The 24,331-nt window shown below is 68.9% G+C and carries 20 protein-coding genes; 12 read left to right on the plus strand and 8 right to left on the minus strand.

The genetic code is table 11. The annotated features are described in order from the left end of the window. Nucleotides 1-10: 10 nt before the first annotated feature. Nucleotides 11-1,429, minus strand: a complete 1,419-nt coding sequence (locus tag B3I25_RS00530) for a gamma-aminobutyraldehyde dehydrogenase (RefSeq protein WP_085106739.1) — start codon at nucleotides 1,427-1,429, stop codon at nucleotides 11-13. A gap of 250 nt (nucleotides 1,430-1,679) precedes the next feature. On the opposite strand from B3I25_RS00530, the gene B3I25_RS00535 reads away from it, so the two are divergent. Next, the gene (locus B3I25_RS00535; protein WP_035960951.1) at nucleotides 1,680-2,063 is read left to right on the plus strand and encodes an RNA-binding S4 domain-containing protein; all 384 of its coding nucleotides are present in this window, start codon (nucleotides 1,680-1,682) and stop codon (nucleotides 2,061-2,063) included. On the opposite strand, the gene mptB is transcribed toward B3I25_RS00535, so the two are convergent. Then, nucleotides 2,060-3,622, minus strand: a complete 1,563-nt coding sequence (gene mptB / locus B3I25_RS00540; protein WP_064846412.1) for a polyprenol phosphomannose-dependent alpha 1,6 mannosyltransferase MptB — start codon at nucleotides 3,620-3,622, stop codon at nucleotides 2,060-2,062. The genes B3I25_RS00535 and mptB overlap by 4 nt on opposite strands. Nucleotides 3,623-3,916: 294 nt before the next feature. Here mptB and B3I25_RS00545 point away from each other — a divergent pair, with 294 nt between their 5' ends. Both B3I25_RS00545 and B3I25_RS00550 read left to right on the plus strand, forming a co-directional pair. Further along, nucleotides 3,917-5,242 carry a glycosyltransferase family 87 protein gene (locus tag B3I25_RS00545; RefSeq protein ID WP_240505632.1) on the plus strand — a complete coding sequence of 442 codons (1,326 nt, stop codon included), beginning with the start codon at nucleotides 3,917-3,919 and terminating at the stop codon, nucleotides 5,240-5,242. A gap of 130 nt (nucleotides 5,243-5,372) precedes the next feature. Further along, nucleotides 5,373-6,683, plus strand: a complete 1,311-nt coding sequence (locus B3I25_RS00550; protein WP_098053922.1) for a glycosyltransferase 87 family protein — start codon at nucleotides 5,373-5,375, stop codon at nucleotides 6,681-6,683. 39 nt (nucleotides 6,684-6,722) lie between these two features. Here B3I25_RS00550 and B3I25_RS00555 read toward each other — a convergent pair whose 3' ends face one another. Then, nucleotides 6,723-7,961: a hypothetical protein gene (locus B3I25_RS00555; protein ID WP_286737458.1), complete on the minus strand. Its 1,239-nt coding sequence runs from the start codon at nucleotides 7,959-7,961 to the stop codon at nucleotides 6,723-6,725. 147 nt (nucleotides 7,962-8,108) lie between these two features. On the opposite strand from B3I25_RS00555, the gene B3I25_RS00560 reads away from it, so the two are divergent. Together B3I25_RS00560 and B3I25_RS00565 are read left to right on the plus strand one after the other, a co-directional pair. Then, nucleotides 8,109-9,392: an MFS transporter gene (locus B3I25_RS00560; RefSeq protein WP_286737461.1), complete on the plus strand. Its 1,284-nt coding sequence runs from the start codon at nucleotides 8,109-8,111 to the stop codon at nucleotides 9,390-9,392. Nucleotides 9,393-9,551: 159 nt separating this feature from the next. Continuing rightward, entirely contained in the window at nucleotides 9,552-11,033 is a 1,482-nt protein-coding gene (locus B3I25_RS00565) for a benzaldehyde dehydrogenase (RefSeq protein ID WP_349676512.1), read from the plus strand. Nucleotides 11,034-11,193: 160 nt separating this feature from the next. Here the strand turns inward: B3I25_RS00565 and B3I25_RS00570 are convergent, their stop codons facing one another. Genes B3I25_RS00570 through B3I25_RS00580 form a run of 3 tightly spaced genes read right to left on the minus strand, consistent with a single transcriptional unit; the run spans nucleotide 11,194 to nucleotide 14,348 of the window. Beyond that, on the minus strand, nucleotides 11,194-12,699 hold the full coding sequence (locus tag B3I25_RS00570; protein ID WP_064846417.1) for a tripartite tricarboxylate transporter permease: 1,506 nt from the start codon (nucleotides 12,697-12,699) through the stop codon (nucleotides 11,194-11,196). Further along, a complete protein-coding gene (locus tag B3I25_RS00575) occupies nucleotides 12,700-13,350 on the minus strand; it encodes a tripartite tricarboxylate transporter TctB family protein (RefSeq protein ID WP_286737464.1) in 651 nt (216 codons plus the stop codon). It abuts the gene before it with no gap. After that, on the minus strand, nucleotides 13,347-14,348 hold the full coding sequence (locus tag B3I25_RS00580) for a tripartite tricarboxylate transporter substrate binding protein (protein ID WP_193519144.1): 1,002 nt from the start codon (nucleotides 14,346-14,348) through the stop codon (nucleotides 13,347-13,349). Before B3I25_RS00580 ends, B3I25_RS00575 begins: the two co-directional genes overlap by 4 nt. A gap of 210 nt (nucleotides 14,349-14,558) precedes the next feature. Between B3I25_RS00580 and B3I25_RS00585 the strand changes: the two genes are divergently transcribed. From B3I25_RS00585 to B3I25_RS00605, 5 genes are all read left to right on the plus strand, one after another. Continuing rightward, nucleotides 14,559-14,915, plus strand: coding sequence for a universal stress protein (locus B3I25_RS00585; protein WP_035960942.1), 357 nt, complete (start codon nucleotides 14,559-14,561; stop codon nucleotides 14,913-14,915). 224 nt (nucleotides 14,916-15,139) lie between these two features. Beyond that, nucleotides 15,140-16,462: an MATE family efflux transporter gene (locus B3I25_RS00590; protein WP_286737511.1), complete on the plus strand. Its 1,323-nt coding sequence runs from the start codon at nucleotides 15,140-15,142 to the stop codon at nucleotides 16,460-16,462. Between the two features lie 110 nt (nucleotides 16,463-16,572). Continuing rightward, the gene (locus B3I25_RS00595) at nucleotides 16,573-17,568 is read left to right on the plus strand and encodes a universal stress protein (RefSeq protein ID WP_286737469.1); all 996 of its coding nucleotides are present in this window, start codon (nucleotides 16,573-16,575) and stop codon (nucleotides 17,566-17,568) included. Nucleotides 17,569-17,621: 53 nt separating this feature from the next. Continuing rightward, nucleotides 17,622-18,512, plus strand: a complete 891-nt coding sequence (locus B3I25_RS00600) for a universal stress protein (protein WP_206478772.1) — start codon at nucleotides 17,622-17,624, stop codon at nucleotides 18,510-18,512. A 138-nt stretch (nucleotides 18,513-18,650) separates the two neighbouring features. Then, nucleotides 18,651-19,640: a TPM domain-containing protein gene (locus B3I25_RS00605; protein ID WP_286737471.1), complete on the plus strand. Its 990-nt coding sequence runs from the start codon at nucleotides 18,651-18,653 to the stop codon at nucleotides 19,638-19,640. Nucleotides 19,641-19,715: 75 nt separating this feature from the next. Here the strand turns inward: B3I25_RS00605 and pdxT are convergent, their stop codons facing one another. Next, a complete protein-coding gene (gene pdxT, locus B3I25_RS00610; protein WP_206478771.1) occupies nucleotides 19,716-20,372 on the minus strand; it encodes a pyridoxal 5'-phosphate synthase glutaminase subunit PdxT in 657 nt (218 codons plus the stop codon). Further along, nucleotides 20,369-21,298, minus strand: a complete 930-nt coding sequence (gene pdxS, locus B3I25_RS00615) for a pyridoxal 5'-phosphate synthase lyase subunit PdxS (protein ID WP_098053906.1) — start codon at nucleotides 21,296-21,298, stop codon at nucleotides 20,369-20,371. The genes pdxT and pdxS overlap by 4 nt, the downstream gene beginning before the upstream one ends. Before the next feature lie 177 nt (nucleotides 21,299-21,475). Between pdxS and B3I25_RS00620 the strand changes: the two genes are divergently transcribed. Then, a complete protein-coding gene (locus B3I25_RS00620; RefSeq protein ID WP_206399094.1) occupies nucleotides 21,476-22,648 on the plus strand; it encodes an ATP-binding protein in 1,173 nt (390 codons plus the stop codon). Then, nucleotides 22,645-24,309 (plus strand): PLP-dependent aminotransferase family protein, encoded by a 1,665-nt coding sequence (locus B3I25_RS00625; protein WP_286737472.1) that lies wholly within the window; start codon nucleotides 22,645-22,647, stop codon nucleotides 24,307-24,309. The genes B3I25_RS00620 and B3I25_RS00625 overlap by 4 nt, the downstream gene beginning before the upstream one ends. Nucleotides 24,310-24,331 lie beyond the last annotated feature (22 nt).

The following is a 24,331-nucleotide window of genomic DNA, read 5'->3' on the forward strand; positions in this document are numbered from 1 at the left end:
GTTCCCGCCGTCAGTCCAACGAGCTCATCACGTGCTTGACGCGGGTGTACTCCTCCACTGCGTACTTGGAGAGGTCCTTGCCGTAGCCGGAGTGCTTGAAGCCGCCGTGGGGCATCTCGGCGACCAACGGGATGTGGGTGTTGATCCATACGCAGCCGTAGTCCAGATCGCGGGACATCCGCAACGCGCGGCCGTGATCCTTGGTCCACACGGACGACGCCAATCCGTATTCCACCCCGTTCGCCATCTCCACGGCCTGCTCCTCCGTGGAGAAGGTCTGGACGGTGATGACGGGACCGAAGATCTCATTCTGAATGGCCTCGTCCTCCTGCTTGAGATCCGCCACGATGGTCGGCTCGAAGAAGAAGCCGGGCCCGTCCGCCTGCTTGCCACCCGTGGTCACGGTGGCGTGCTCCGGCAAACGATCGATGAACCCGGACACCTGTTCGAGCTGCTTGGCGTTGTTGAGCGGGCCGTAGAGGATGTCCTCCTTGTCCGGGGTGCCGAATGCCGTGTCCTTCGCGGCCTGGGTGATCTTCTCCAGGAACTCGTCACGGACCGATCCCTCCACGAGGATGCGGGTGGAGGCGGTGCAGTCCTGGCCGGCGTTGAAGAAACCGGCTTCTGCGAGCGTGGCGGCGGCGGAGTCCAGGTCCGCGTCCCCGAACACCACGCAGGGCGCCTTTCCGCCCAGTTCCAAGTGAGCGCGCGTGAGGTTCTTCGCTGCGGATGCGGCGACAGCCAGACCGGCTCGGATCGAGCCGGTGATGGAGACGAGTCCCGCCGTGCGGTGTGACACGACCGTTTCCCCGGTCTTGGCATCGCCCAGGACGATGTTGAAGGTGCCTTCAGGAAGGAACTCCGAGGCGATTTCAGCGAACAGCAGTGTCGACTCCGGAGTCGTGTCCGATGGTTTCAACACGATGGTGTTGCCTGCGGCCAGGGCTGGCCCCACTTTCCAGACGGCCATCATGAGGGGATAGTTCCACGGCGTCACCTGGCCCACCACGCCGATCGGTTCCCGGCGGATCACGGAGTTGAGACCCTCCATGTATTCGCCACTCGCGAGGCCCTCCATCAAGCGGGCTGCGCCGGCGAAGAAGCGGATCTGGTCCGCGGAGACATCGACTTCCTCGGACTGGATCAGGTACTTGGGTTGGCCCGTGTTGCGAGATTGCGCGTCCACGAGTTCGGACCCCCGTGCTTCGAGGGCGTCGGCGATGCGCAGCATGGCGAGTTGTCGCGCACCGGGGGTCATGCGCCCCCATGTCTTCGATGCTTTAGCGGCTGCCTCGTACGCGGCATTCACATCTTGCTCGTTCGAGTTGGGGGACTGTTCCGTCACCTCACCGGTAGCCGGGTTGACCAGGTCGAAGGATTCCTCGGATGCGGATTCCACATAGGTGTTGTTAATGAAGTTCTTGAGCATGAGTGCTCAACCCCCGTTCTCAACTGCCTCTGCGTCTTTCGCAGATGCTTCGGGGCTCACGTCCTTGTTAAGCCCCGCTCCCACCGTACCCACCGCGGCGTGATATTGCTCACAAAGAGCCAGGGGTTCCCGTGTGCGCGCCGAAACCAGCACAGGGATGGTTTGGTGATGGTTCATGACCCGGGTGATCCATTGACCCCACTGGGGGCAGGCGGGAGCGACGTCGTCGTCCCCGAGTACCGTGGACCCCATGAACGCCCCAGCCAACGAACCCGGTAGCGCCCGCCTGGACGTGTGGTTGTGGTCGGTGCGGTTGTTCAAGACCCGCTCCGCCGCCACGACCGCGTGCCGCGCGGGACACGTGCGGCTCAACGGCGCCCCCGTGAAGGCCGCCCAGCCGGTGCGGGTGGGGGATCGGGTGAGTGTGCGCCGCCCGGGGTGGCAGCAGGAGTTCCAGGTCACCAAGCTCATCGTCAAGCGTGTGGGCGCCCCTGTGGCGGCCCAGTGCTACATCGACCACTCCCCGCCGCGGCCCGCGGAACTCAGCGTGCCGGTGGCCCGCCGGGACCGTGGGGCGGGGCGGCCCACCAAGAAGGACCGCCGCGAGCTCGAAAGGCTCAGGGGCCTGCGTTAGTCCTTGTGCGCCGTCGTACCCGCGGCCACCTGAGGGGGGCCGGGATCCACCCAGCCCCGGAACCCACCGTGGGTCAGCAGGGTGCGGGTGCGGGGATCGATCAGCGCCAGGTAGAGCGTGAAGGCCACCGTGATCACGAACGCCACCTGGGACACGCTCACGCTGAGGTCGATGAACGGCCACACGGACAGCTGGTCCTGGGCACCGAAGACCACGAAGAACGTGATCACGATGTACAGGATGCGGATTTGCCAGTTGTCCTTGATGCCGGTCGCGGCCAGCAGGGGGATGAGCCACAGGATGTACCAGGGCTGGATGATGGGGGACAGCAGCACCACGGCGGAGAACGCGAGGGCCATCCGCCGCACGATCCTGCGGTCCCCGCCCACGAACATCAGCACGAGGACCAGGGCGATGGCCGCGTACTGCAGCACCTGACGGAACACCGATGCGAGGGCGTCCCCCGGTTGGCCGAAGAAGTTTCCCACGCGCTCCACCTGTTGTCCCAGGAACCCGGACGGCGAGTACCCCGTGTACCCCGGGGTGGGGTCCAACAGGGCCCAGGCCCAGCCCAGACCGAGGTTATCCGCGTAACCGCTCACCGCGAGGATCCCGAAACTGAGGAGCGCGGTGGCCGCCCAGATGACGAACCGCCGCGGCCACGAGGCACCCTTGCCCGCCCAGAGCAGACCGATGAACGGCAGCAGCAGGATGGTGATGGGTTTGATCCCGATGGACCCCGTGACCAGAAGTATGCCCAGCAGGGGATATTTTGTGGCCGCGGCGTATACGCCGGCCACGGCGAGGCCCACCATGAGTGCGTCGTTGTGGGCGCTGGCCACGAAGCTGATGAGGAACAGCGGGTTGGCCACGGCGATCCAGAGAGCCCGGGCACCGTTGATCCCGTGCAGGCGCGCGAGCTTGGGCACGTAGATCATGCACAGCACCACTCCCACGTACGCCACCGCCCGGAACAGCATCACGGAGGCGTCCGGCTGGGCGTTGGTCAACCGGACGACCCCGGCGGCGATCCACAGGAAGTAGGGGCCGTACGGGGTGCGGGCCTCCGCCCATTCCGGATCCGCGCCCAGCATGAACCAGTTGTCGAGCGAGGAGATCCCCTCCACGTACGGGTCCTTGCCGGCCAGCATCAACCGGCCCTGACCGATGTATGCGTACACGTCCCGCGAGTAGATGGGAACGGCGAGGAACAGGGGCAGGGACCATGCGATCACGGCGATCATCACGGTGCGCAACGACCCGTGCGGCCATCCCCGCAGGCGTTGACCGAGGCGCAACCACGATCGGATGAGCAGCATGGCGCCCACGGTGAGCAGCACGGTGCACCCGTACACGCCCCACACGTTCACGCGCAGTTCGATGACCAGGGGGTGCCGGACCATGGGGGAGCCGTTGGCGATCCACCCGGTCCCCACGGACCCCACGAGCATCATGAGCGAACCAATGACGCCCTGGATGATCGCCATGTGGGCGCGCGAATCATTCTTGGCGGTGGAGCCGGTGTGCGCGGGAGAGGGGCGAGAACCGGTCGCGGTCATGGATTCCAGCCCCCTCAGCCAACCAGTGGTGGGCGAGCCGAGGTGTCCAGCGGCTCCGACCCCTGACTTTACAGGACGGTTTGCACTCGAACAGTGCGCGTTCTGGGGGTTCCTTGGGGGCGGGGTGAGCGCATCATGGCGCCGTATGCGGTCCCCGGAGTGGTTCCCCATAGAATCGGAACCGGTATGTCCGAGGCGCCGGGACCCTCGGGCGCCGCACGCCCCCGAACAGGACCAGTGCACACCCCCGGACCAGAACAGAATCCCGCGCGCATTCGGACAAGGACCTCATCCGTGCCCACAGAGAGATATTTCACGGCCGTTACCCGGGCACGGGACGCCGTGCTCCCCCGCGCCGCGCAGGATCGTCTGATGACACCGGGCGCGCTGCTCGTGGGGTTCCTGCTGGTGCACGTGGGCTTCCTGATTTTTGCCCTGATCGTCTCGCTGCAGGGCAATGCCTTCAGCGACACCAACATCTACCGCGCGTGGGCGGAAGCGGGTTTCGACGACCGCAACATCGCGTACGGTCCCAGCCCCTGGGTGTACCCCGTGCTCGCGCAGATCCCCATGGGACTCGCGGGCATCGCGGGACCGGGCCCGTACTTCTTCCTGTGGGTGCTCATCATCGCGGTGCTCAACGCCGTGGCCATGGGCAAACTGACCGACTGGGGTCGTAACCGTGCCGCACTGCCCGCTGGCTGGTGGTGGCTCGTGTTCATCCTGCTCATGGGCTGGCTGGGCTTTGCGCGCGTGGACGGTCTCACGGCACCGCTCGTGCTGCTGGGCCTGGTCTATGGGGTGTCCCGCCCGTTCGTGGCCTCCGCGATCCTCAGCCTGGCCACGTGGATCAAGGTCTGGCCGGCCGCCGTCGTGATCGCTCTGTTGACCGCCGCACGACGTCGCGGCGCCGTGTTGCTCGCCGGGATCCTGGTCACGCTGTTTGCCGTGGCGGCCGCGTTCGTGTCCGGATCACCGCGCCAGATCGCGGACTTCATGACCCAGCAGGGCGACCGCGGCATGCAGCTCGAGGCCACGTTCAGCACCCCGTGGCTGTGGCTCTCGGTGCTGGGTGTGGGTGATTCCCGCATGTACATGAACACGGACATCAACTCGATGCAGGTCAGCGGCCCCGGCTCGGACGTGATGTCCCGGCTCATGCAGCCGCTGTTCGTGGTGGCCGCCGTGGTGGTCGTGGTGCTGATCGCCCGCGGGCTGCGTCGCGGCGTGCACGCCGGTGCCCTGGACCGCACGGCCCTGTTCCTCGCGGGTTCGCTGACCATGGTCACGGCCTTCATCGTGTTCAACAAGGTGGGCTCGCCCCAGTTCATGGTGTGGCTGGGCCCCGTGATCGCGGTGGGCCTGGTGCACAACTGGAAGGTGTGGCGCACCCCGGCGTTCCTCGCGGTGCTGATCGCGATCGCCACGTTCTTCGTCTACCCGCTCTTCTACACCGCGCTGAGCCACAACAACCCCGTCATGGCCGGCGTGCTGACCCTGCGCAACCTGCTGCTCGTGGTCCTGCTGTGGTGGTCCGCGCGCGGGCTGTACCGGCTGGGGTCCGCCGGGCCCGCCGGTTCCGCCGCGAAGGGAGGCCCGGTTGCCGGCCCGCACGCCTGACGACGACACGGCTCCCGCCCCCGGGGACGCCCACCGCACCTCGGTGCCGCGCACGGGTGCCCCCGCGGCACCCACTGGCGGAGCCACCGCGCACCCCGAGGCTGCCTCTGCCGACGACGCCGCTCACTCGGTGACGGGCGCGCGGCCCGGGCCGCAGCGCCGTCGTCCGCAGGAGTGGCTGAACCGCCCCGCCGCCGTGTGGGTGGGCTTCGCGGTGGTGCACGTGTACTTCCTGTGCTGGATGGCAACGTTCTTCCTGCACGGGTGGGCCTTCAGCGACACCGAGCAGTACCGCGAATGGGCGATGGCCGGGTACAACGCGCCCGACCAGGGTTCCGTCAGCCCGTGGGTCTACCCCGTGCTCGCGCAGGTGCCCATCATGTTCCCGAGGATCGCGGGCTACGACCTCTACCTTCTGGCGTGGACGCTCATGATCACCGCGTTGAACGCCGTGGCCATGTGGTTCCTCCTCCACCGCGCCCCGCGCAGCGGTGTACTGGCCGGGTGGTGGTGGGTCGTCTTCACCGTGTTCCTGGGGTACCTCAGCTTCGCGCGTGTGGAGGGTGTGGCGGCGCCGATCGTGTTCATCGGCCTGCTCTACGCCGTGCGCCATCCGGTGGTGGGATCGGCGCTGCTGAGCATCGCCACGTGGATCAAGGTGTGGCCGGCCGCGGTGCTGCTGGCCATGGTCATCGCGCTCAAACAGCGCGTGCGCATCATCACGGCGGGCGTGGTGGTCACGCTGTTCGTGGTGCTGGGCGTGCTGGTGCTCGGCGGGATCGAGCGGATCGCGGACTTCCTGCTCAACCAAGGCTCCCGCGGGATGCAGCTCGAGGCCACGTTCTCCACGCCGTGGGTGTGGGCCGCTGTCCTGGGGCTCGCCGACTCCCGGATCGCGGACAACACCGCGATCAACTCCACCGAGGTCTACGGTCCCGGTGTGGAGGTCATGGCTTCCCTCATGCAGCCGCTGCTGCTCATGGCCGTTCTCGTTGCCGCGGTGCTGCTCATCCGGGCACTGCGGCGCGGTGCGGACAGGGCGCGCCTGGTCCACGCCGGATCCTTGCTGCTGACCATCGTGCTGATCGTGTTCAACAAGGTGGGCTCCCCGCAGTTCATGATCTGGCTGGCCCCGGTGATCATGGTGGGTCTGCTGCACGACCGCGTCCGGTGGCGCATCCCGGCCTTACTGACCCTGGGCATCGCGGCGACCACGTTCGTGATCTACCCGCTGTTCTACACGCCGCTGATCCACGCGAACCCGGTCATGGCCGGGGTGCTGACCCTGCGTAACGTGCTGCTCGTGATCCTCCTGGGTTGGACCGTGCGGCGGATCTGGCAGCTGGGTGCGCCCGCGGCGGCCGGGGCCCGGCCCGGTGCCACTGTGTTGAATGCGGAGGAGCCAAGCGCCGAAGATAAGAAGTCATCCCCGCGACGATAGCCACACGCCGGAGAAGCTCCCCGTGGCGGTCGTTGAGCGTTAGGAGTCGTCCCCGCGCCTCGTGAGCCGGTTCTTGGCGTACCCCCACAGCGAGGGCGCCTCCTCGGGCTGCCGGGCCTCCGCATTGCGCAACCGGTCCTCCCGCTTGTCGCGGTGGCGTTGCATGTGGTCCTCGTAGCGCTTCTGGTTGAGCCGCTGCTGTTCCTGCTCCGCGGCCTCCCCCTGCGGATCCGTCTCATAGACGTCCCGCGGGTCGGTGCGCTGCGAATCACGTACCACCCGGGGGGCGGTGGCGTGCGTGCCCGCCCGTTCGGCCTCGACCACGCGCGGGAGCCTCCGCCGGATCGCCTCGCGCTCCGCCCGCTCCGCCAACCGTCGCTGCGACGCACTCATCCGGCGGGGCTCGGTGTACCGGTCGCGGATCTTCTCGATCACGGGCAGCTCGTCGGTGGTCTCGTACGGCTCCTCCGGGTCGTCGACCTCGTACGACGACGGCGCCGCTCGCTCCCGTACGTGCGGCGCCGCGGCGTCGTCGTCCGTGACGTAGGAGACCCGGGTGACGGGGTGGTGTGCGGTGTCCTGGTCCCGCAGCGGGGTGACACGCGGGAAGGAACCGGTGTCGACTTCCCGCGGCGCCTGCCACGGCGTGTCCGCGAAGACGCGGTGGCTGCGCCAACCCCGGAAGAGTTTCCAGCCGAGGTAGAGCACGCCCAGCAGCAGGACGGCGGCGGGTTCGGCGTAGCCCGTGGAGTAATAGATCGAGGCCGCGATGAGCGCCACGATCCCCGCCCCCAGGGGCACGAGGGCCGCGGGCGACTGAACGGGCAGCAAACCCAGGAGATCACGGGTGTAGCGGCTGTCGTGACGACGACCGTGCACCGTGTGGGCCCGGATCTTCACGCCCGGGGGAGTGTGCTGCGAGAGTCGGTGCGTGGTGACCGGGGGATCCTCCGGGTCCTCGGGCTCGAGCACCACGGTGCGGGCGCGCCCGGCGGCCAACGCCGCCCTATTGGTCGCCAGAAAGCCGGCGAGCAGTAGATACACGCCCATGGTCAGAAGCACGTAGGGCAGCATTACCGCCACGACCAGGGCGATCACACGCCAGACCCAGGCCACGTCCCCGGCCGGGAAGTTCTCGAAACGGAAGGGTCCGTGGGTTACCCACAGGAGAAGCGCCCCGAGGATCACGGCTCCCACCCCGTTGCGCACGGCGTGCACGCGCAACCGCGGCCAACCGCGGGCCGACCGCGCGGCCCGGCGCTGTTCGCGTGTGCGCATGAGGACTCCTATGATCCCGGGGAAAAGGGTGCTCCCAGGGTATGTGGTGCGGGGGACACGCACGAGGACTCAGGGGTGGGACGCACGGGCCGTACTTGCATCGTGACGGGTGAGGTGCGCACCCCCACCTGCCCCTAGGATCGACCCGTGGCCCGTTTCCTGCTCGACATCGCCCCCGTGCGGGACATCCCCGCCTTCCGGCGACTGTGGATCGGGTCCACGCTGTCGATGCTCGGAAGCCAGTTCACCGTGATCGCGATCAGCCTGGAAGTGTTCGAGCTGACCGGATCCACGTTCGCCGTGGGGATGGTGGGCTTCTTCGCGCTCGTGCCCCTGATCATCGCAGGTCTCTACGGGGGCAGCATCGGGGACGCCACCGACCGGCGTTCGGCGGGCCTGTGGACCACGTTCGGCCTGTTCATCATGACCGTGGCGTTGGCCGCGCACGCGTGGCTGGACATTGCGAGCGTCGCGGTGCTCTACGGCATCGTGGCCCTGCACTCCTTCGCGCAGGGACTGAACCAGCCCGTGCGCGGTGCGATCGTCCCGCGCCTGGTCCCCATGCGACAACTGCCCGCCGCCAACGCCCTGTTCCAACTGACCATGGGCTCGTGCCTCATGGTGGGCCCGCTGCTGGGCGCGCTCACAGTGGCCGGACTGGGTTTCCGGTGGGCCTACACGGTGGACGCCCTGAGCTTCGCCGTGAGCCTGTGGGCCATGTACAAACTGCCACCCCTGCCGCCCATCCCCGGGGAGGACGGCGCCACGAGCAAGGCCGGTTTCCGTTCCGTCGTGGAGGGGTTCCGGTTCCTGGCCACCCGCCCCAACCTGCGCATGACGTTCCTGCTGGACCTGGCCGCCATGATCTTCGCCATGCCCCGCGCGCTGTTCCCCGTGCTGGGGGCGTCCGTGCTGGGCGGGGACCAGTTCACGGTGGGGCTGCTCACCGCGGCGCTCGCGGCGGGATCCGTCCTCGCGGGAGTCTTCTCGGGAACATTCATTCGCATCAATCACCACGGTCGCGGGTGTGCCGCCGCCGTGGCCGCGTGGGCCGTGTGCATCATGGCGTTCGGTGCGGTGATCCTGGTGGCCTCCGGCGGCTGGGGCCGGGACACCGCGTGGCCCCTCGTCATGTCCTGCCTGGTGCTCGTGGCTGCGGGGGTCATGGACTCGGTGTCCATGCTGTTCCGCACCACCATCCTGCAGGCGGCCACCCCCGACTCGCTGCGCGGCAGGCTCCAGGGCATCTTCATCGTGGTGGTTGCGGGCGGCCCTCGCCTGGGAGACGCCGCGATGGGCGTCGGCGGCCAGTGGCTCGGACCCGGGTTCGCCGCCCTGGTGGGTGCCGTGATCTGCTTCCTGCTCGTGCTGCTGCTCATGCGGATGTTCCCCGGGTTCATGCGCTACGACGCCCGCGACCCGCAACCCTGACCGCCTGCGCCTTCCTCGAGGGGGCTCGTCTTCGGGGACGACGACGCCGCTCGCGCACCCTCGGGTCGCCCGCTCACTCCCATGCCGTTCGCGGGCCGCGGATATCACCCGGCCCGTGGTCTGGATGGGGCCGGCTCCCGCACAATGGAGATCCATCACGTGGCACACCAGGAGGTAAGGGACATGGCGATTCTCGAGGACGGCCGATGGGACGGGAAGATCTTCGACGGGGAGTGGACGGAGGGTTCCGGTGAGCCCATCACGGTGCTGAACCCGGCCTCGGAAGCGGTCCTGGGTCACGTGGGTGCGGCCACGCCGGAGGACGTGTACCGGGCGGCGTCCGCGGCGTCGTCGGCCCAGCAGTCCTGGGCAGCGCTCAAGCCCACCGAGCGCGCGGCCGTGCTGCGCCGGGCGGGGCAGTTGTTCGAGGAGCACGCTGCCGAGGTCGTGGACTGGGTCGTGCGCGAGACCGGCGCCATCCAGCCCAAGGCCGGGATGGAGGCCCACGTGGCCGCGCAGGAATGCTTCGAGGCGTCCGCGCTGCCCACGCACGCGAAGGGCCAGGTGCTGGCCTCGGACGACCCGCACTGGTCGCTCGCACGGCGTCTGCCCGCCGGGGTGGTGTCGGTGATCTCCCCGTTCAACTTCCCCCTGATCCTCTCGATCCGTTCCGTGGCACCCGCGCTCGCGCTCGGTAATGCGGTGCTGCTCAAGCCGGACCCGCGCACGCCCGTGACCGGCGGAGCGCTGATCGCACGCATCTTCGAGGAGGCCGGGCTTCCCGAGGGTGTGCTGCACGTGCTGCCCGGCGGCGGGGACGCCGGTGCGGCCGCCGTGGACGCACCCGAGGTCCGGATCGTGTCCTTCACGGGTTCCACCGAGGCGGGGCGGCACGTGGGCGCGGCCGGTGCCCAGCATCTCAAGCGCACGCACCTGGAGCTCGGTGGCAACAACGCGATGATCGTGCTGCCCTCCGCGGACCTGGACCTGGCCGCGAGCGTGGGTGCTATGGGGACCTTCTTCCACCAGGGTCAGGTGTGCATGACCACGGGTCGGCACATCGTGCACCGGGACGTCTACGAGGAATACGTCCAGCGACTCGCGGACAAGGCGGACGCCCTCGTGGTGGGCGACCCCTCCGAGGGGCAGGTCCACCTGGGCCCGATCATCGACGAGAAGCAGCTGAAGTCCGTGGACTCCAAGGTCCAGGAATCGGTGATCGCCGGCGCCACCATCCGGGCGGGTGCCACCCACGACGGGTTGTTCTATCGCCCCACGGTGCTGACTGATCTCACCCCTGAGATGCCGGCGTGGAACCAGGAGATCTTCGGCCCGGTGGCACCCGTGATCGCGGTGTCCTCCGTGGACGAGGCCGTGGCGCTGGCCAACGCCTCCGAGTACGCGCTGTCCCTGTCGATCCTGGGCGAGGTGGGGGAGGCCATGAAGGTCGCGGACCGCGTCACGGCCGGGAAGATCCACATCAACGAGATGACCGTGATGGACGAGGCCACCGCCCCCATGGGTGGGATGAAGGCCTCCGGCACGGGCGCGCACTTCGGTGGGGCGGACGCCAACGTCGAGGCGTTCACCGAGCTGCAATGGGTCACCCTCAGCCCGGACATCCCGCAGTACCCGTTCTGATCGGGCAATCCCGCCCGGCTCCGAGGACCGCGACGGCGTGTGATTTTGCTGAGCTAAAGCAGCGAACCACCCTCTGAGAGGGGGTTTGCGTGTTTTAGCTCAGCAAAATCAGTGCACCCGCACTTGGGAGAGGGTGGGGTTTACCCGGAGACGAGTCGGCTCAGACGTCCCTGCGGGTGCGGCTCGTGACTTTGCTGCGCAGTGTCAGGAGCAGGATGATCACCAGGACCCCGTAGAGCACGAGCACGATCGGACCGCTCACCAGGACCGAGGCGTCACCGTCCGCGCTGATCAGGGCGTCCCGCAGGCTCGTCTCCGCGAGCGGACCCAGGACCATCCCGATGATCAGCGGCGCGAGCGGGTAATCATGCATACGCATCAAGAAGCCGACGAGTCCCACGCCCAGGAGCATGAGCAGGTCGAAGGTGGAGCCGGACGTCGCGTAGATGCCCAGGCCGCAGAACACCGTGATGCCCGCGTACAGGTACGGGCGCGGGATGAGCAGTAGCTTGGCCCACACCATCGCGAACGGCAGGTTGATGATCAGCAGCACGATCATCGCGATGAAGAAGCTGGCCAACAGCGCCCACACGAGATCAGGGGCGCGCTCGAACAGCAGCGGTCCTGGTTGCAGCCCGTACTGCCGGAACGCGGCGAGCATGATGGCGGCGGTCGCGGAGATGGGCAGGCCCAGCGCGAGCAGCGCACCCATGGCCATACCGGTGGTGGCGTTGCCCGCGGCCTCGGGTGCGGCAAGACCTCGAATGGCGCCCTTGCCGAATTGCGGGTCGCGACGACGCCGATCCAGCTTGCGTTCCGCGCCGAATGCCAAGAACGTGGGGATCTCCGCGCCGCCGGCCGGGACCACGCCGAACGGCAAACCGATGGCCGTGCCGCGCAACCATGCCGGGGTGGCCTCCCGCAGTTCCTTGCGGCTCAACCAGGGCCGCCCCTGGGCCTTCAGCATCCTTCCCTGGCTCTGGAACCGGGCGGTCGTGGCGAAATAGATCACCTCACCCAGCGCGAGCACCGCGACCGTGACGGTCACCAGGGAGATCCCGTCGAAGAGGTAGGGGGAGTTCATGGTGAACCGCGGGATGCCGGTCACGGAGTCGATACCCACCACGGCGATCCCCAGTCCTAGGGCGAGGGACAGCAAACCCTTGACCGCGGAGTCCGTCACCACGGAGGACGTGGCCACGAACGCGAACAGGGCCAGGGCGAAGAACTCCGCCGGACCGAACTGGGTGGAGAACTCGGCCAGGAAGGGTGCGAAGAACACGACCACCACGGACGCCACGAAACCACCGATGAACGCCCCGATGGCCGCCGTGGCGAGCGCTTGTGGGGCTCTGCCGGTGAGCGCCATCTTGTGGCCCTCGAACGTGGACGCGATGGCCGAGGCCTGCCCCGGGGTGTTCATGAGGATGCCCATGGTGGAATCCCCGAATAGCCCGCCGAAATACACGCCGGAGAACATGATGAACGCCGCGGTGGGATCCAGGGCGAACGTCACGGGCAGCAGCAGCGCCACGGCCATGGAGGACCCCAGGCCGGGCATGACACCCACGGCGGTGCCCAGGAAGCATCCGAGCACCACCCAGAAGAGGTTCTGCAGGGTGAGCGCCCCGGCGAAACCGTCCAGCAACAGCGAGAGGGTCTCCATCTAGAACCCACCCCCCAGGAGGCCGGAGGGCAGGGACAGCCCCAGGGCCATGTCGAAGGCGATGTACGCGAGAGAACTCACGGTCAGCCCCACGACCAGTGAGAACAGCGGGCGGGTGGAGCCGAAGCCGCGGGCCACGCACCAGAACAGTACGGCGGCGCCGATGATCCACCCCAGGAACTCGAGCAGTAGTGCAAACACCAGGAAACCGCCCACCACCCAGACGAAGGACCGCCACGAGAATTGGGGCGTGGCGGGCTCGTAGGCACCTACGAACTCGTAGTCGGCATCGTCCGCCGAGGGTGCGGCGTCGTCATCGGCGGGGGAGGTGTGCGCGGTGCTGCCCGTCGACGTCGTCGGGTGGCCTCCAGGGGAACGGTCCGCGGACCGGCGGCGCAGGATCGAGAGCACCTCCACGATCACCAGGGCGTAGATCACGGCCGTCACCACGGCCGGGAAGAACCGGGGCCCGGGGAAGTCCACCGACTCCGGGACGGACATGCTGAGCATGCTCACCAGCAGGTACGTCGCGAAAGCCGCGAGCACCAAGGGCATGGTCAGCTCGGACAGCAGCGACCGGTGCGCGGAGGGCGGCGCCTCCTGCGGGGGTGGTGCGGACGCCGGGGTCGACCCGGTCACCTGTGATGTCACAGTCCCAACTCCTTGTAGAGGCCCTGGATGCGGGTCTTCTCGTCCGCGAGGAAACGGGTGAGCTCCTCGCCCGTGATCACGTTCTCGTTCCAGTTGAAGCGTTCGATGGCCTCCCGCCACTGCGGTGTGGCGATCGTTTCCCGCACAATGGTCTCGAGCTCGGTCTTCTCCTCCGGCGTGATCCCACTCGGTGCCACAAGCAAGCGCCAGTTGGCCAGGGTGACGTCGAAGCCCTGCTCCACGGTCGTGGGGATCTCCACCCCGGGCACGGGTTCGCGGGCCACGACGCCCAGGGCCCGCAACCGCCCGGACTCGATCTGGTCGATGGAATCCGGGTACCCGCTGGCCGCGGCGGCCGCCGTGCCGTTGAGCAGGGCCTGGGTGGATTCACCGCCGCCGTCCGAGGACACGTAGATCATGTCCTTGGGTGCCAACCCGGCACTGATCGCCATCTCGGTCACGACCAGCTGGTCGAAGGAACCGCCTCCGGTCCACGGGACCTTGCCGGGGGTCTTGGCCCACGCCGTCATGAGTTCCTTCAGGGACGTGTACGGGGAATCGCCGGGGACCACGATCACGTCGTACTCCTCCACCACCACGGCCAGGGGATTCACGTCCGCGTAGGTGGTGGCGGAGTCGTACTGGATGGTGGCCGCCAACTGACCCGTGCCACCCACCATGAGGTTGTTGGCCTTGCCGGAGAGGATCTCCAGGTTCCCGAGCGCGATGGTCCCGCCGGCACCCGGGATGTTCACCACCTGGGTGTTGTTCACGATGCCGTTGGCCCGTTGGGCCTGCTGCATCTCCCGGGCCACGGTGTCCCACCCGCCGCCCGCGGCCGCCGGGGCGATAATGGTCAGCGACGAACGGAGGTCGTTGCCGCCGGAGGCCGATGCGATGGACCCCGCCGTCGCGGTTCCGATGGCCCCCAGGGCCACGAGTCCCCCGAGACCGTAGGTCAGGAACGTGCGGCGGTCGGGGGAGTGGGTGGAGCTCATGGATTCTCCCGGGATTCGCGGTAAGGGGGATTCCCGCCGCCCACGGGGCCGCGAGAAGTGTGACTTAGGATACACATACCCCCACGTGGGAGGCGGTACCGACGCGGACCCCGGGATTCACCGGGCCGGCACCGGTTCACCGCCCGGGGGCGATCTCGCCCCGCCCCGGAACCTGCCCCCCAGATGGATCGCGCACAGAGAAGAGGACCCATGGCCATCATCCTTGCCGCCGCCGAGACTCCGGCCGGTCACGCCGCCCGCGACTTCGCCGTCCAGGAAGCCCGGCGTCGCGACACGGACCTCGTGGTGTTCCCCGTGGACGGGAACGAGCCGGATCTGTCCGCGATCCCGTACGAGCGCGTGAGCGTGGAGCATGCCGCCGCCCGCAGCCGCAATGCCGTGGGGGATTTGGTGGACGCCACCAACCGCGCGGAGATCGACGCCGTGGTGGTGGGGGTCCGACGGCGGTCCCCCGCGGGCAAGATCTTCCTGGGTTCTTCCGCGCAGCAGATCATCCTGGAGTCCGCCGTCCCCGTGATCGCGGTGAAACCCGCCCCGGGACGCTGACCCTGCCCGCCTCGGCGGGTGACTGATCCCCTTACCCTGGTGCGGTGCCTTCCTTCCGCTCACGCCCGAACCCCCGCGCGCACCGAGACGCCCGCCCCTCGGAGCCCGATCCCGGAGGTCTCCACCGCGGGGGCCCCGCAGCTTCCGAGGAGCCCGCGACGCCCGAGGGCCCGGCAACGCCGTCGGATCCTGGGACCCCGTCCAAGACCGCGGGCGGGAAGAGCCTGAACCGCCAGATCCTCGCGCTCGCCGTCCCGGCGTTCGGGGCACTGATTGCGGAGCCGCTGTTCATGCTCGCGGACTCGGCGATCATCGGCCACCTGGGCACGGCGCAGCTCGCGGGGGTAGGGATCGCCGCGACGGTGGTGCAGACGGTCGTGGGACTCATGGTCTTCCTGGCCTACAGCACCACCCCTGCGGTGGCCCGGCACGTGGGTGGTGGCAGACTCGCCGATGCCCTGCGCGTGGGTCGGGACGGACTGTGGACCGCCGCGGGTCTCGGGGTGCTGCTCGCCGCGGTGGGTGCCGTGGCCGTTCGTCCCCTGCTGCGCGCCCTGGGTGCGGAGGGCGAAGTGCTGGAGCACGCGACGTCGTACGCGTTGTGGTCCCTGCCCGGACTCGTGGCCATGCTGATCGTGCTGGCCGCCGTGGGTGTGCTGCGAGGTCTGCAGGACACGACCACCCCGCTCGTGATCGCGGGCGTGGGCGCCGCCGTGAACGCGGGGCTGAACGTGGCGCTCGTGTACGGCGCGCAGCTGGGCGTCGCGGGCGCGGCGATCGGCACGAGCATCACGCAGTGGGCCATGGCTGTGACGTACCTGATCATGCTCACTCGGCAGTTCCGACGGCGCGGCGTGAGCCTCACGACGTCCTGGGCCGGGGTGCGCACGCACCTCACGGTGGGGACATGGCTCATGCTGCGCACCCTGTCCCTGCGCGCCGCGATCCTGGTGACCGTGGTGGTGGCCACGGCGCAGGGGGCCGAGAACCTCGCGGCCTACCAACTGACCATGACGATCTTCAACTTCCTGGCCTTCGCACTGGACGCCCTGGCCATTGCCGCCCAGGCGCTGCTGGGCAAGGAACTCGGCGCCCGGGACCTGCGACGGCGCTCGGAACGCGAACATGTCCGGAGGCTCATGCATCGACTGATCCGGTGGGGCCTGGGCTTCGGCGTGGTCACGGGCGTGATCGTGGGTCTGCTCGGGCCGCACCTGGGCTTCCTCTTCACCTCGTCGCGGGACGTCCAGGTGATCTTCGGGGTCGCGTTGATCGTCGTGGCCGTGGGTCAGCCCCTCGCGGCATTCGTGTTCGTGCTCGACGGCGTTCTGATCGGCGCCGGCGACGCTCGCTATCTCGCCCTGGCCGGGGTCATCAACCTGGTCGTGTACGCGCCCCTGTTGTGGCTCGTTCTCGAACGGGGTGGGAGCGGCACCGTGGGCGCGGCGTGGCTTTGGATTGCGTACGCGGGCGGGTACATGGGCGCCCGTGCCGTGACCCTGGGTCTGCGCATCCGCGGGGACCGGTGGATGTTCGTGATGGCGTGAGCGGCCCGCGGAGCCGGCCCGGCGCCAGGAGGCTCCGTGCGGCGTCGTCACAGGCCTGAAATCGCGTGGTGGACCGCGCCGTTGCGGGGTGCGGAGACTATCCTGGAGGTATGAACAACGACGTTCTGAACACCTTGTCCAACGCTCCCGTCCTGGTGGGTATTGATGGTTCCGAGATCGCGCTGCGCGCCCTCGACCGTGCCCTCACGGAGGCGGCCGCCCGCAAAGTCCCCGTGCGCCTGTTGTGCGCGTTCCCCGTCGCGGTCGTGGGGGATCCAGGCCTGGAACAGCGCTTCCACGACGCCGTGAAGGCGGAGAGCGAATCCCATCTCGAGGCCGCCGAGGAGTACGCCCGCTCCCACGCCCCGGACGTCGAGATCCGCAAGGTCCTGGGCGAGGGCGACGCCGCTCGGGCCGTCCTGCACGCCGCCAAGGACGCGTGCCTGGTGGTCATGGGCAAGCGCGGCAAGGGCGATGCCCTGCGGGGTCGGCTGGGTTCGGTCTCCGCGGCCGTGGCGGCCCACAGCCCCGTGCCCGTGATCGTGGTCCCGCCCGGAACCCACGAGGACGACTCGGACGCAGAACTCGCCCGCGAGGAGGGCCGGGACGGCAAGGACGTGCGCGTCTCCGACGACGAGGCCCAGGGTGGAACCCGCACCCCTGCCTCCGAGATGGACTTCTCCGGCTCCGTGGTCGTGGGCGTGGACGGCGCGGGGGAGAAGAACCCCGCGGTAGCGCACGCGATCCAGTACGCCCTGTCCCATGACGCGACCCTGAGCCTCGTCTCCGTGAACGGCGCCCTGTCCGGGACCCCGGAGTGGTTCCAGGACCAGTACAACCAGACCTACTACTTCCAGGAATCGCTCGAACGGCTCTCAGAACTGGCGCGCACCATTGCTGAGCGGGAACCCCGGTTGCGGGTCACTCAGCACGCGTTCCTGGGCCGCCCCGGCCGGGTGCTCGTGCAGGCCACCCGGACCGCGGACCTTGTGGTCGTGGGCTCCCGCGGGATCGGTGGGTTCACGGGTCTGTTGCTCGGATCCGTGTCCCAGGCCGTGCTGAGCTCCGCTGCCGGGCCCGTGATGGTGGTCCCCAGCGGGCGCTGAGTCCTGATCCGCGCTCCCCCTCGAAACACAGTTAAGAAACTAGGTGCAGACAGATGACACAGAACATCGTGGTGGCGTACGACGGTTCCGATCACAGTGAGCGGGCCCTGGACTGGGCGATCCTCGAGGCCCAGAAGCGGCAGGAGCCGTTGAAGATCGTGCTCTCCACGGGCCGCCAGACCGGCCTGGACCAGTCCATCTATGGAGCCTTCGCGGATGCGCTGCACCAGGAATCGGAGCGGCTGGCCACGCGCGCCGTGGAGAAGGCCAAGGCGGGCGGCGTCACCGGGCAGGGCATCATCGAGCGCGGCGACGCCGCCGGCGTGATCGTCTACGAGGCCCAGGACGCCTCCGTGGTGGTTCTCGGCAAGCGCGGGCACCACGGGGTGCGCGGGCGCGTGGGTTCGGTCTCCGCCGCGGTGGCCGCCCACTCCGCCGCGCCCGTGGTGATCCTTCCGGAGGAGTGGCGCCCTGGCGAACGTGAGACCCGGCCCGAGGGTGAGAGCTTCGAGGGTCGCGTGGTCGTGGGCGTGGACAAGCTCGGCGCCAAGAACAAGGCGGTGCCGCAGGCCGCCCGGTACGCCGCGGATCGCGGGCTGCGGCTCGCGATTGTGAGCGTGGTCCCCACCACGAGCTACCTGCCCATGAACTCCGCCGAGCTGGATCGCGCCGTGCAGGAACAGCTCATGGCCCCGGCCAAGGAGCTCACCGATTCCGTGGCCGAGGAACTGCGCAAGGACTTCCCGGGCCTGGAGATCGAGACCCGCGTGCTGGAGGGCCGCCCCGCGGACGCACTCGTGGACGCCTCCCGCACCGCCGAGCTGCTCGTCATGGGCACCCGCGGGTACGGCGGGTTCCGCGGTCTGCTCATGGGTTCGGTGTCCCAGGCCGCCCTCGCGGACGCCGAGTGCCCCGTGATGGTGGTCCCCACCGCGCGCCGCTGAGTCGGGCGCTCTCGAAACCCACTGGGTCTCGAGAGCAACGCGCCGTCGGGACCGCCGGGCCGCGCGGCGTCGTCGTACCCGCACCCTGGCCTACGAGAACCTGTGCCGACCAGCATGTGACGAAACCCGGGAGGATCCGTGGACACCGAGACGCTCAGGATGGCGCCCCTGCGGCGCATCATCACGACCGGCGCGCTGGGGGCGGTGCTCGTCGCGGGAGTCGCCGATCCCGCCCACGCCCTGGACGTGCCACCCCGCCCCACCGAGGGCGCGGTGCAGGACCAGGCGGACCTGCTGACCCCGGACCAGGAAGCACAGCTGAACCGATTGATCGGGGAGAAGAACTCCGAGAACGAGTACATCCGCGCGGCCGTGCTCACGGTGGACGATACCCAGGGAGAGAGCATCGAGGACTACTCCCGCACGGTGGCCACGGACTGGGGCGTGGGAGACGACGGCCGCAACAACGGGGTGCTCGTGGTCGCGGACATGGGCGAACGTGAGCTGCGCATCGAGGTCGCGGACGGGGCCCGCGAGGTGCTCTCGGACGGGGACGCCCGGAACATCATGCAGGACGAGCTGGAACCGGGGTTCAAGAAAGAGGATTACGCGGGAGCGTTCACGAACACCATCACCGAGGTCTACGACGAGGCGAATCCGCAAGCGGCCGCTGATCGGGAGGCCACGAGCAACATGTCGGCCCGTGTGGTCTTGGGGCTCGTGGGCGTGACGGTCCTGGTGGTCCTGCTGAGCTGGTGGCGCCATCACCGGCAGAACAAACGGATCCGGGAGCAGGCGGAGGGCGAGATCGAGCAGTTCCAGCGGGAGCACCCGAACGAGGAGATCACGGACGGGATGCGCCAGGCGTACTACAAGTACCGCCTCCAGAACCGCAAGGCCCCCGGGCTCAACGACAAACCCAATCGGGCCAAGGACGCGGACGGCATCGAGCACGAGATCCGGTACGCGTCCACGTTCCGCTCGTGGTTGCCGCTCTACGTGATGTACCCGGCGGTGTACAACGGTTCGGCGGCATCCTCGGCGGGGTCGTCGTTCGGGAGCTCGTCCCCGTCGTCCTTCGGCGGGGGCGGCGGGTTCACCGGCGGGGGTTCATCAGGGAGTTTCTGACCAGGGACGTTCCGGGAACGTGTCTTCGACACTCCGAGCGGCCGCCGCGGGACGAACGCGGGGCCGTGGCCCGCGCTATGCGTTCGCGCCCGTCCGGACCATGCTCAGCAGTTCCTCGTGCACGGTGGTCTCTCCCATGAGCTCGGGGTGGAAACTGATGCCCAGGACATTGGCCTGGCGAACGGCCACCACCGTGTCGCGGTAGCGGGCCAGCACCTGCACACCGTCCCCCACCTCGGTCACCGAGGGTGCTCGGATGAAGGCCGCGCGGACGACGCCGCTCGGGGTCATCGCGGTGTCGTCGTCCGTCTCCGCGTGGCCAGCGGTGCCGGCCCAGGGGAGCGAAACTTCCGCGGAGTCGACCTGGGAGCCGAACGCATTGCGGTCCACCGTGACGTCCAGAACACCCAGGCTCTGCTGCCCCGGCGCGGGATCCGCAATCCGCATGGACAGCATGATGAGTCCCGCGCACGTGCCCAGAGTGGGCAGGCCGGCGCGGATGACCCGCTGGAGGGGCTCGAACAGACCGAACGTGCGGCACAGCCGGTCCATCGTGGAGGACTCACCCCCGGGCAGGACGAGCGCGTCCACGGCGGGAGCGCCGTCGTCGCCCAGCAGGTCCGAGACGGAACGGACGCGAACCGCCCGGGCACCCAGCGATTGGAACATCGCCAGGTGCTCGGCCACCCCGCCCTGCAGCGCCAGGACACCGACGGTGGGGGCGGAGCTCACCAGCCGCGCTCCGCGAGGCGGTGGGGTGCGGGCAGGTCCGCCACGTTGATGCCGACCATGGCCTCGCCCAGGCCGCGAGAGGCCTCTGCGATGCGGGCGGGATCGTCGTAGTAGGCGGTCGCGGCCACGATGGCGCGGGCGCGCTCGGCGGGGTTGCCGGACTTGAAGATGCCCGAGCCCACGAACACGCCGTCCGCACCGAGCTGCATCATCATGGCGGCGTCCGCGGGGGTCGCGATCCCCCCGGCGGTGAACAGCACCACGGGGAGCTTGCCCGTGCGGGCGACCTCCGCCACCAGCTCGTACGGCGCGGACAGTTCCTTGGCCTTGACGTAGAGGGCGTCCGGGGTGGAGGTGTAGAGGCCCTGCAGCTCGGCGATCTGGGCGCGAATGGTGCGGATGTGCTTGGTGGCCTCGGAGACGTCCCCCGTGCCGGCCTCGCCCTTGGAGCGGATCATGGCCGCGCCCTCGGTGATCCGGCGCAGCGCCTCACCCAGGTTGGTCGCACCGCACACGAACGGGACGTTGAAGCGGTGCTTGTCGATGTGGTTGACGTAATCGGCGGGGGAGAGCACCTCGGACTCGTCGACGTAGTCCACCTTGAGGTGCTCGAGCACCTGGGCCTCCACGAAGTGCCCGATCCGCGCCTTGGCCATCACGGGGATGGACACCGAGTCGATGATCTGCTCGATCAGATCGGGATCACTCATGCGCGCCACGCCACCCTGGGAGCGGATGTCCGCGGGAACGCGCTCGAGCGCCATCACGGCCACGGCTCCGGAGTCCTCGGCGATCCGGGCCTGCTCAGCGGTGACCACGTCCATGATCACACCGCCCTTGAGCATGTCGGCCAGGCCGCGCTTGACGAGGCGCGATCCGGTCACGGGGGTGGGGTTCTGGGCGGAGGTCTGCAAGGTTTCGGTCATGGCCTCCATCCTGGCCGCGTGGGTGGTCCATTGACAGAGCCAAAATCGACGAAATGAAGTGGTCCACTTACGCAACGACCGGCACTTAACCCGCGGCCTCTGGCAGCCGTCGATCGAGACGCTATCGAAATCTAAGTAAGTATAAGAATATTTATATGATGCTTTACACTTCGGTACATGGACCTCGCAGCCAACCCCTACAGCCCCGGATCCGGGCTGCGTCCCAAGGTGCTCAGTGGCCGGGAGGCAGAGATTTCCGCCTTCGACCTCATGATCGCGCGCGCCAAGCTCCACCGCCCCAACAGGGGCATGGTGCTCACGGGTCTACGGGGAGTCGGAAAGACCGTTCTGCTCAACGTCCTGCGTGCGCACGCGGACAATCACGGCTGGCTCACCGTCCAGCTGGAGGGGCGGCCGGAGGCTCGGGGCAGGCAGGACGTGAGAGACAGGTTCGCCCGGGAACTCGTGGTGGCGGCTCGGCGTCATCTCGGCCGTCACCCCGGTCGGTTCTTCGCTGATGCGCTCACGACCATCCAGTCCTTCAGTGTCTCCGTGGGGACGAGCGGTGTCTCGGCCAGTGTCGATCTTCATCCCGTACGCGCGCAGTCCGGGCGGATCGACATCGATCTGGAAGAGCTGGTCGAGGATCTCAGCGAACCACTGAAGGCACAGCACAGCGCATTCGGCCTGTTCATCGACGAGATGCAGGACCTGGACCCGGACATGATGAGCGCAATCGTCACGGTCCAGCACATCGCGGGCCAGCGTGACTGGCCGTTCTACGTGATCTGCGCCGGTCTACCGAACCTTCCCACGATCCTGAGCGCCACACGCAGTTATGCGGAAAGACTCTTCGACTACCGGGTCATCGGACCGCTGGACCCGGAGCAAGCGCGATACGCGGTGGCACGCCCGGCCAAGGACGTGGGCGCCGAATTCGACACCGAGGCGCTGAACGCCATCGTCGCGGCGTCGGGTGGTTATCCGTACTTCATCCAGGAGTTCGGGAACGCAGTGTGGGAAGTCGCGCCGACCACGCCGTTCACGCTCGAGGACTCGAGAGTGGCCATCGAGAAGGGGTGGGCGCAACTGGACTCCGGATTCTTCCCGGCCCGCTGGGGCAGGGCGACGCCCAAGGAGCGCGAGTACATGAGCGTCATGGCGGTGGACGGTGCGGGCCCCTCCCGCACGGGTGAACTCGCAGCCCGGCTCGGTACCAAGGCCAGCAGTCTGGGCCCTACCAGAGCGCAACTGATCCAGAAGGGGATGATCTACGCTCCCGATCACGGTCAGGTGGCGTTCACCGTTCCCGGCATGGCCGACTTCATCGCGCGGCAGTCCCGGGAATGAGGCACGCCAGGGACACCGACCTCCCCCTGACCGTCGATCGCACCGCGAGCACGGGTCTGGGGGAGCAGCTCGTGCGGCAGATCCGCGAGCTCGTGGCGCGCGGGGTGCTGCGCCCGGGCGACCCCCTGCCTTCGTCCCGGGCACTGGCCGCCCGGTTGGGAATCTCGCGCGGAACGGTCACGTCCGCGTGGGACGTCCTCGCGGGTGAGGGCTACCTCGTGGCCGATCGCGGTGCCACGCGGATCACCCCGCACCTGGAAATGCGGCGCGATACAGGGCCCGTTGCCCGTGCTGCCGCTGCGACCGCCGATGCTCCTCGAGCCCGCTCGTCCGGCCCGGTGCCCGGGGGCGACGCCGCGGCGTCGCCCCGCGCCGGACAGCATTCCACCCCCACGTCGCCTCGTGCTGGCACACCGGCCGCGGGCATTCCCGCCCCGACGACGTCGCCCGCGCCCCCTTCGCAGCGCACGGCCCGTCGGTCCGCGGTGCGGCCCGAGATGATCGACCTGCGCCCTGGGAAGAGCACCATCACGTCCCTGGACACCCCCGCGTGGCGCGGGGCGTGGCGGGACGCGGCGAGCGGCGTCGCCACGGGGCGCACGCTGCGCACCGATCTGCGGGACCACCTCGCGGACTACCTGCGGCTCAATCGCGGGATCGTGCGTTCTCCCGAGGACATCCTCGTCACCGCGGGCGTGCGGGACGGGTTGCAGCTCGCGTTGCGGGTGCTGGGGCTCGCGCGCGGCAGGAGGCTGCGCGTGGCCGTGGAGAATCCCGGGTACCCCGCGCTTCGTCGTGTGGTGCGCGCGCTCGGGCACATCGCCCTGCCGGTGGGGGTGGACGAGCACGGTCTCGTGCCCGAGCATCTGCCCAGCGGTTGGTGGGGCGGGGCGGGGCGGTGGGACGTCGCCCCCGCGCCGGACGCCATCGTGCTCACGCCCGGACACCAGTACCCGCTGGGCGGGACCATGCCCGTGACGCGCCGGATGGAACTGCTCGCATGGGCCCGTGAGCACGGCGCGCTCGTGCTCGAGGACGACTACGACTCCGAACTGCGCCACAGCGCCCAACCCCTGCCCGCCCTCGGGGCATTGGACACCGCCCGGGACACCGTGGTGACCCTGGGCAGTTTCGCCAAGGTGCTCGGCAGTTCCGTGGGCGTGGGGCACCTCGTGGCCCCGGATTCCCTGCTCCCGGACCTCGCACGCACGCGTGCGGAGCTGGGTTCGCCCGTCTCGCTCATCGCCCAGGAAGCGCTCGCGCGGTTCGTGGATTCGGGGGAGTTCCAGCGCCACACGGCCAGGATGCGCCGCTCCTTCCGACGACGCCGCTCGCTGCTCTCCGACGTCCTCGGCGACCTCCCGCACGTGAGTGTTCTGCCCATGGCCGGCGGTGCCCACGCGGTGCTCGCCGTTCCGGACGAGGACGCCACGATCGAGCGCGCACGACGCCGCGGGGTCCTCGTGGGTGCCCTGGGCGAGTACTGGACGGGGCAGGGCCGCGAGGGTGGTGAACGTGGTGGGGCAGGGGCGTCGTCGTCGCTGGCGGAAGCGGACCGGGGACCCGACGAACGGGGCGGGGTGGTGCTGGGCCTGACCGCGCCGGACCGGGACGTGGAACGCGGTGCCCAGGTGCTGCGGGAGGTACTGGGCGAGCCCTGAACCCGTCCAGGGAAGCTCGTTA

Source organism: Kocuria sp. UBA1838, assembly GCF_002338785.1.
Taxonomy (GTDB): Bacteria; Actinomycetota; Actinomycetes; order Actinomycetales; family Micrococcaceae; genus Kocuria; species Kocuria marina.

Coding starts and splice junctions, on each gene's coding strand:
- B3I25_RS00530 (WP_085106739.1), bottom strand. CDS start 1,429: ATGCTCAAGAACTTCATTAACAACACCTATGTGGAATCCGCATCCGAG.
- B3I25_RS00535 (WP_035960951.1), top strand. CDS start 1,680: ATGAACGCCCCAGCCAACGAACCCGGTAGCGCCCGCCTGGACGTGTGG.
- mptB (WP_064846412.1), bottom strand. CDS start 3,622: ATGACCGCGACCGGTTCTCGCCCCTCTCCCGCGCACACCGGCTCCACC.
- B3I25_RS00555 (WP_286737458.1), bottom strand. CDS start 7,961: ATGCGCACACGCGAACAGCGCCGGGCCGCGCGGTCGGCCCGCGGTTGG.
- B3I25_RS00570 (WP_064846417.1), bottom strand. CDS start 12,699: ATGGAGACCCTCTCGCTGTTGCTGGACGGTTTCGCCGGGGCGCTCACC.
- B3I25_RS00580 (WP_193519144.1), bottom strand. CDS start 14,348: ATGAGCTCCACCCACTCCCCCGACCGCCGCACGTTCCTGACCTACGGT.
- B3I25_RS00585 (WP_035960942.1), top strand. CDS start 14,559: ATGGCCATCATCCTTGCCGCCGCCGAGACTCCGGCCGGTCACGCCGCC.
- B3I25_RS00595 (WP_286737469.1), top strand. CDS start 16,573: ATGAACAACGACGTTCTGAACACCTTGTCCAACGCTCCCGTCCTGGTG.
- B3I25_RS00600 (WP_206478772.1), top strand. CDS start 17,622: ATGACACAGAACATCGTGGTGGCGTACGACGGTTCCGATCACAGTGAG.
- pdxS (WP_098053906.1), bottom strand. CDS start 21,298: ATGACCGAAACCTTGCAGACCTCCGCCCAGAACCCCACCCCCGTGACC.
- B3I25_RS00620 (WP_206399094.1), top strand. CDS start 21,476: ATGGACCTCGCAGCCAACCCCTACAGCCCCGGATCCGGGCTGCGTCCC.
- B3I25_RS00625 (WP_286737472.1), top strand. CDS start 22,645: ATGAGGCACGCCAGGGACACCGACCTCCCCCTGACCGTCGATCGCACC.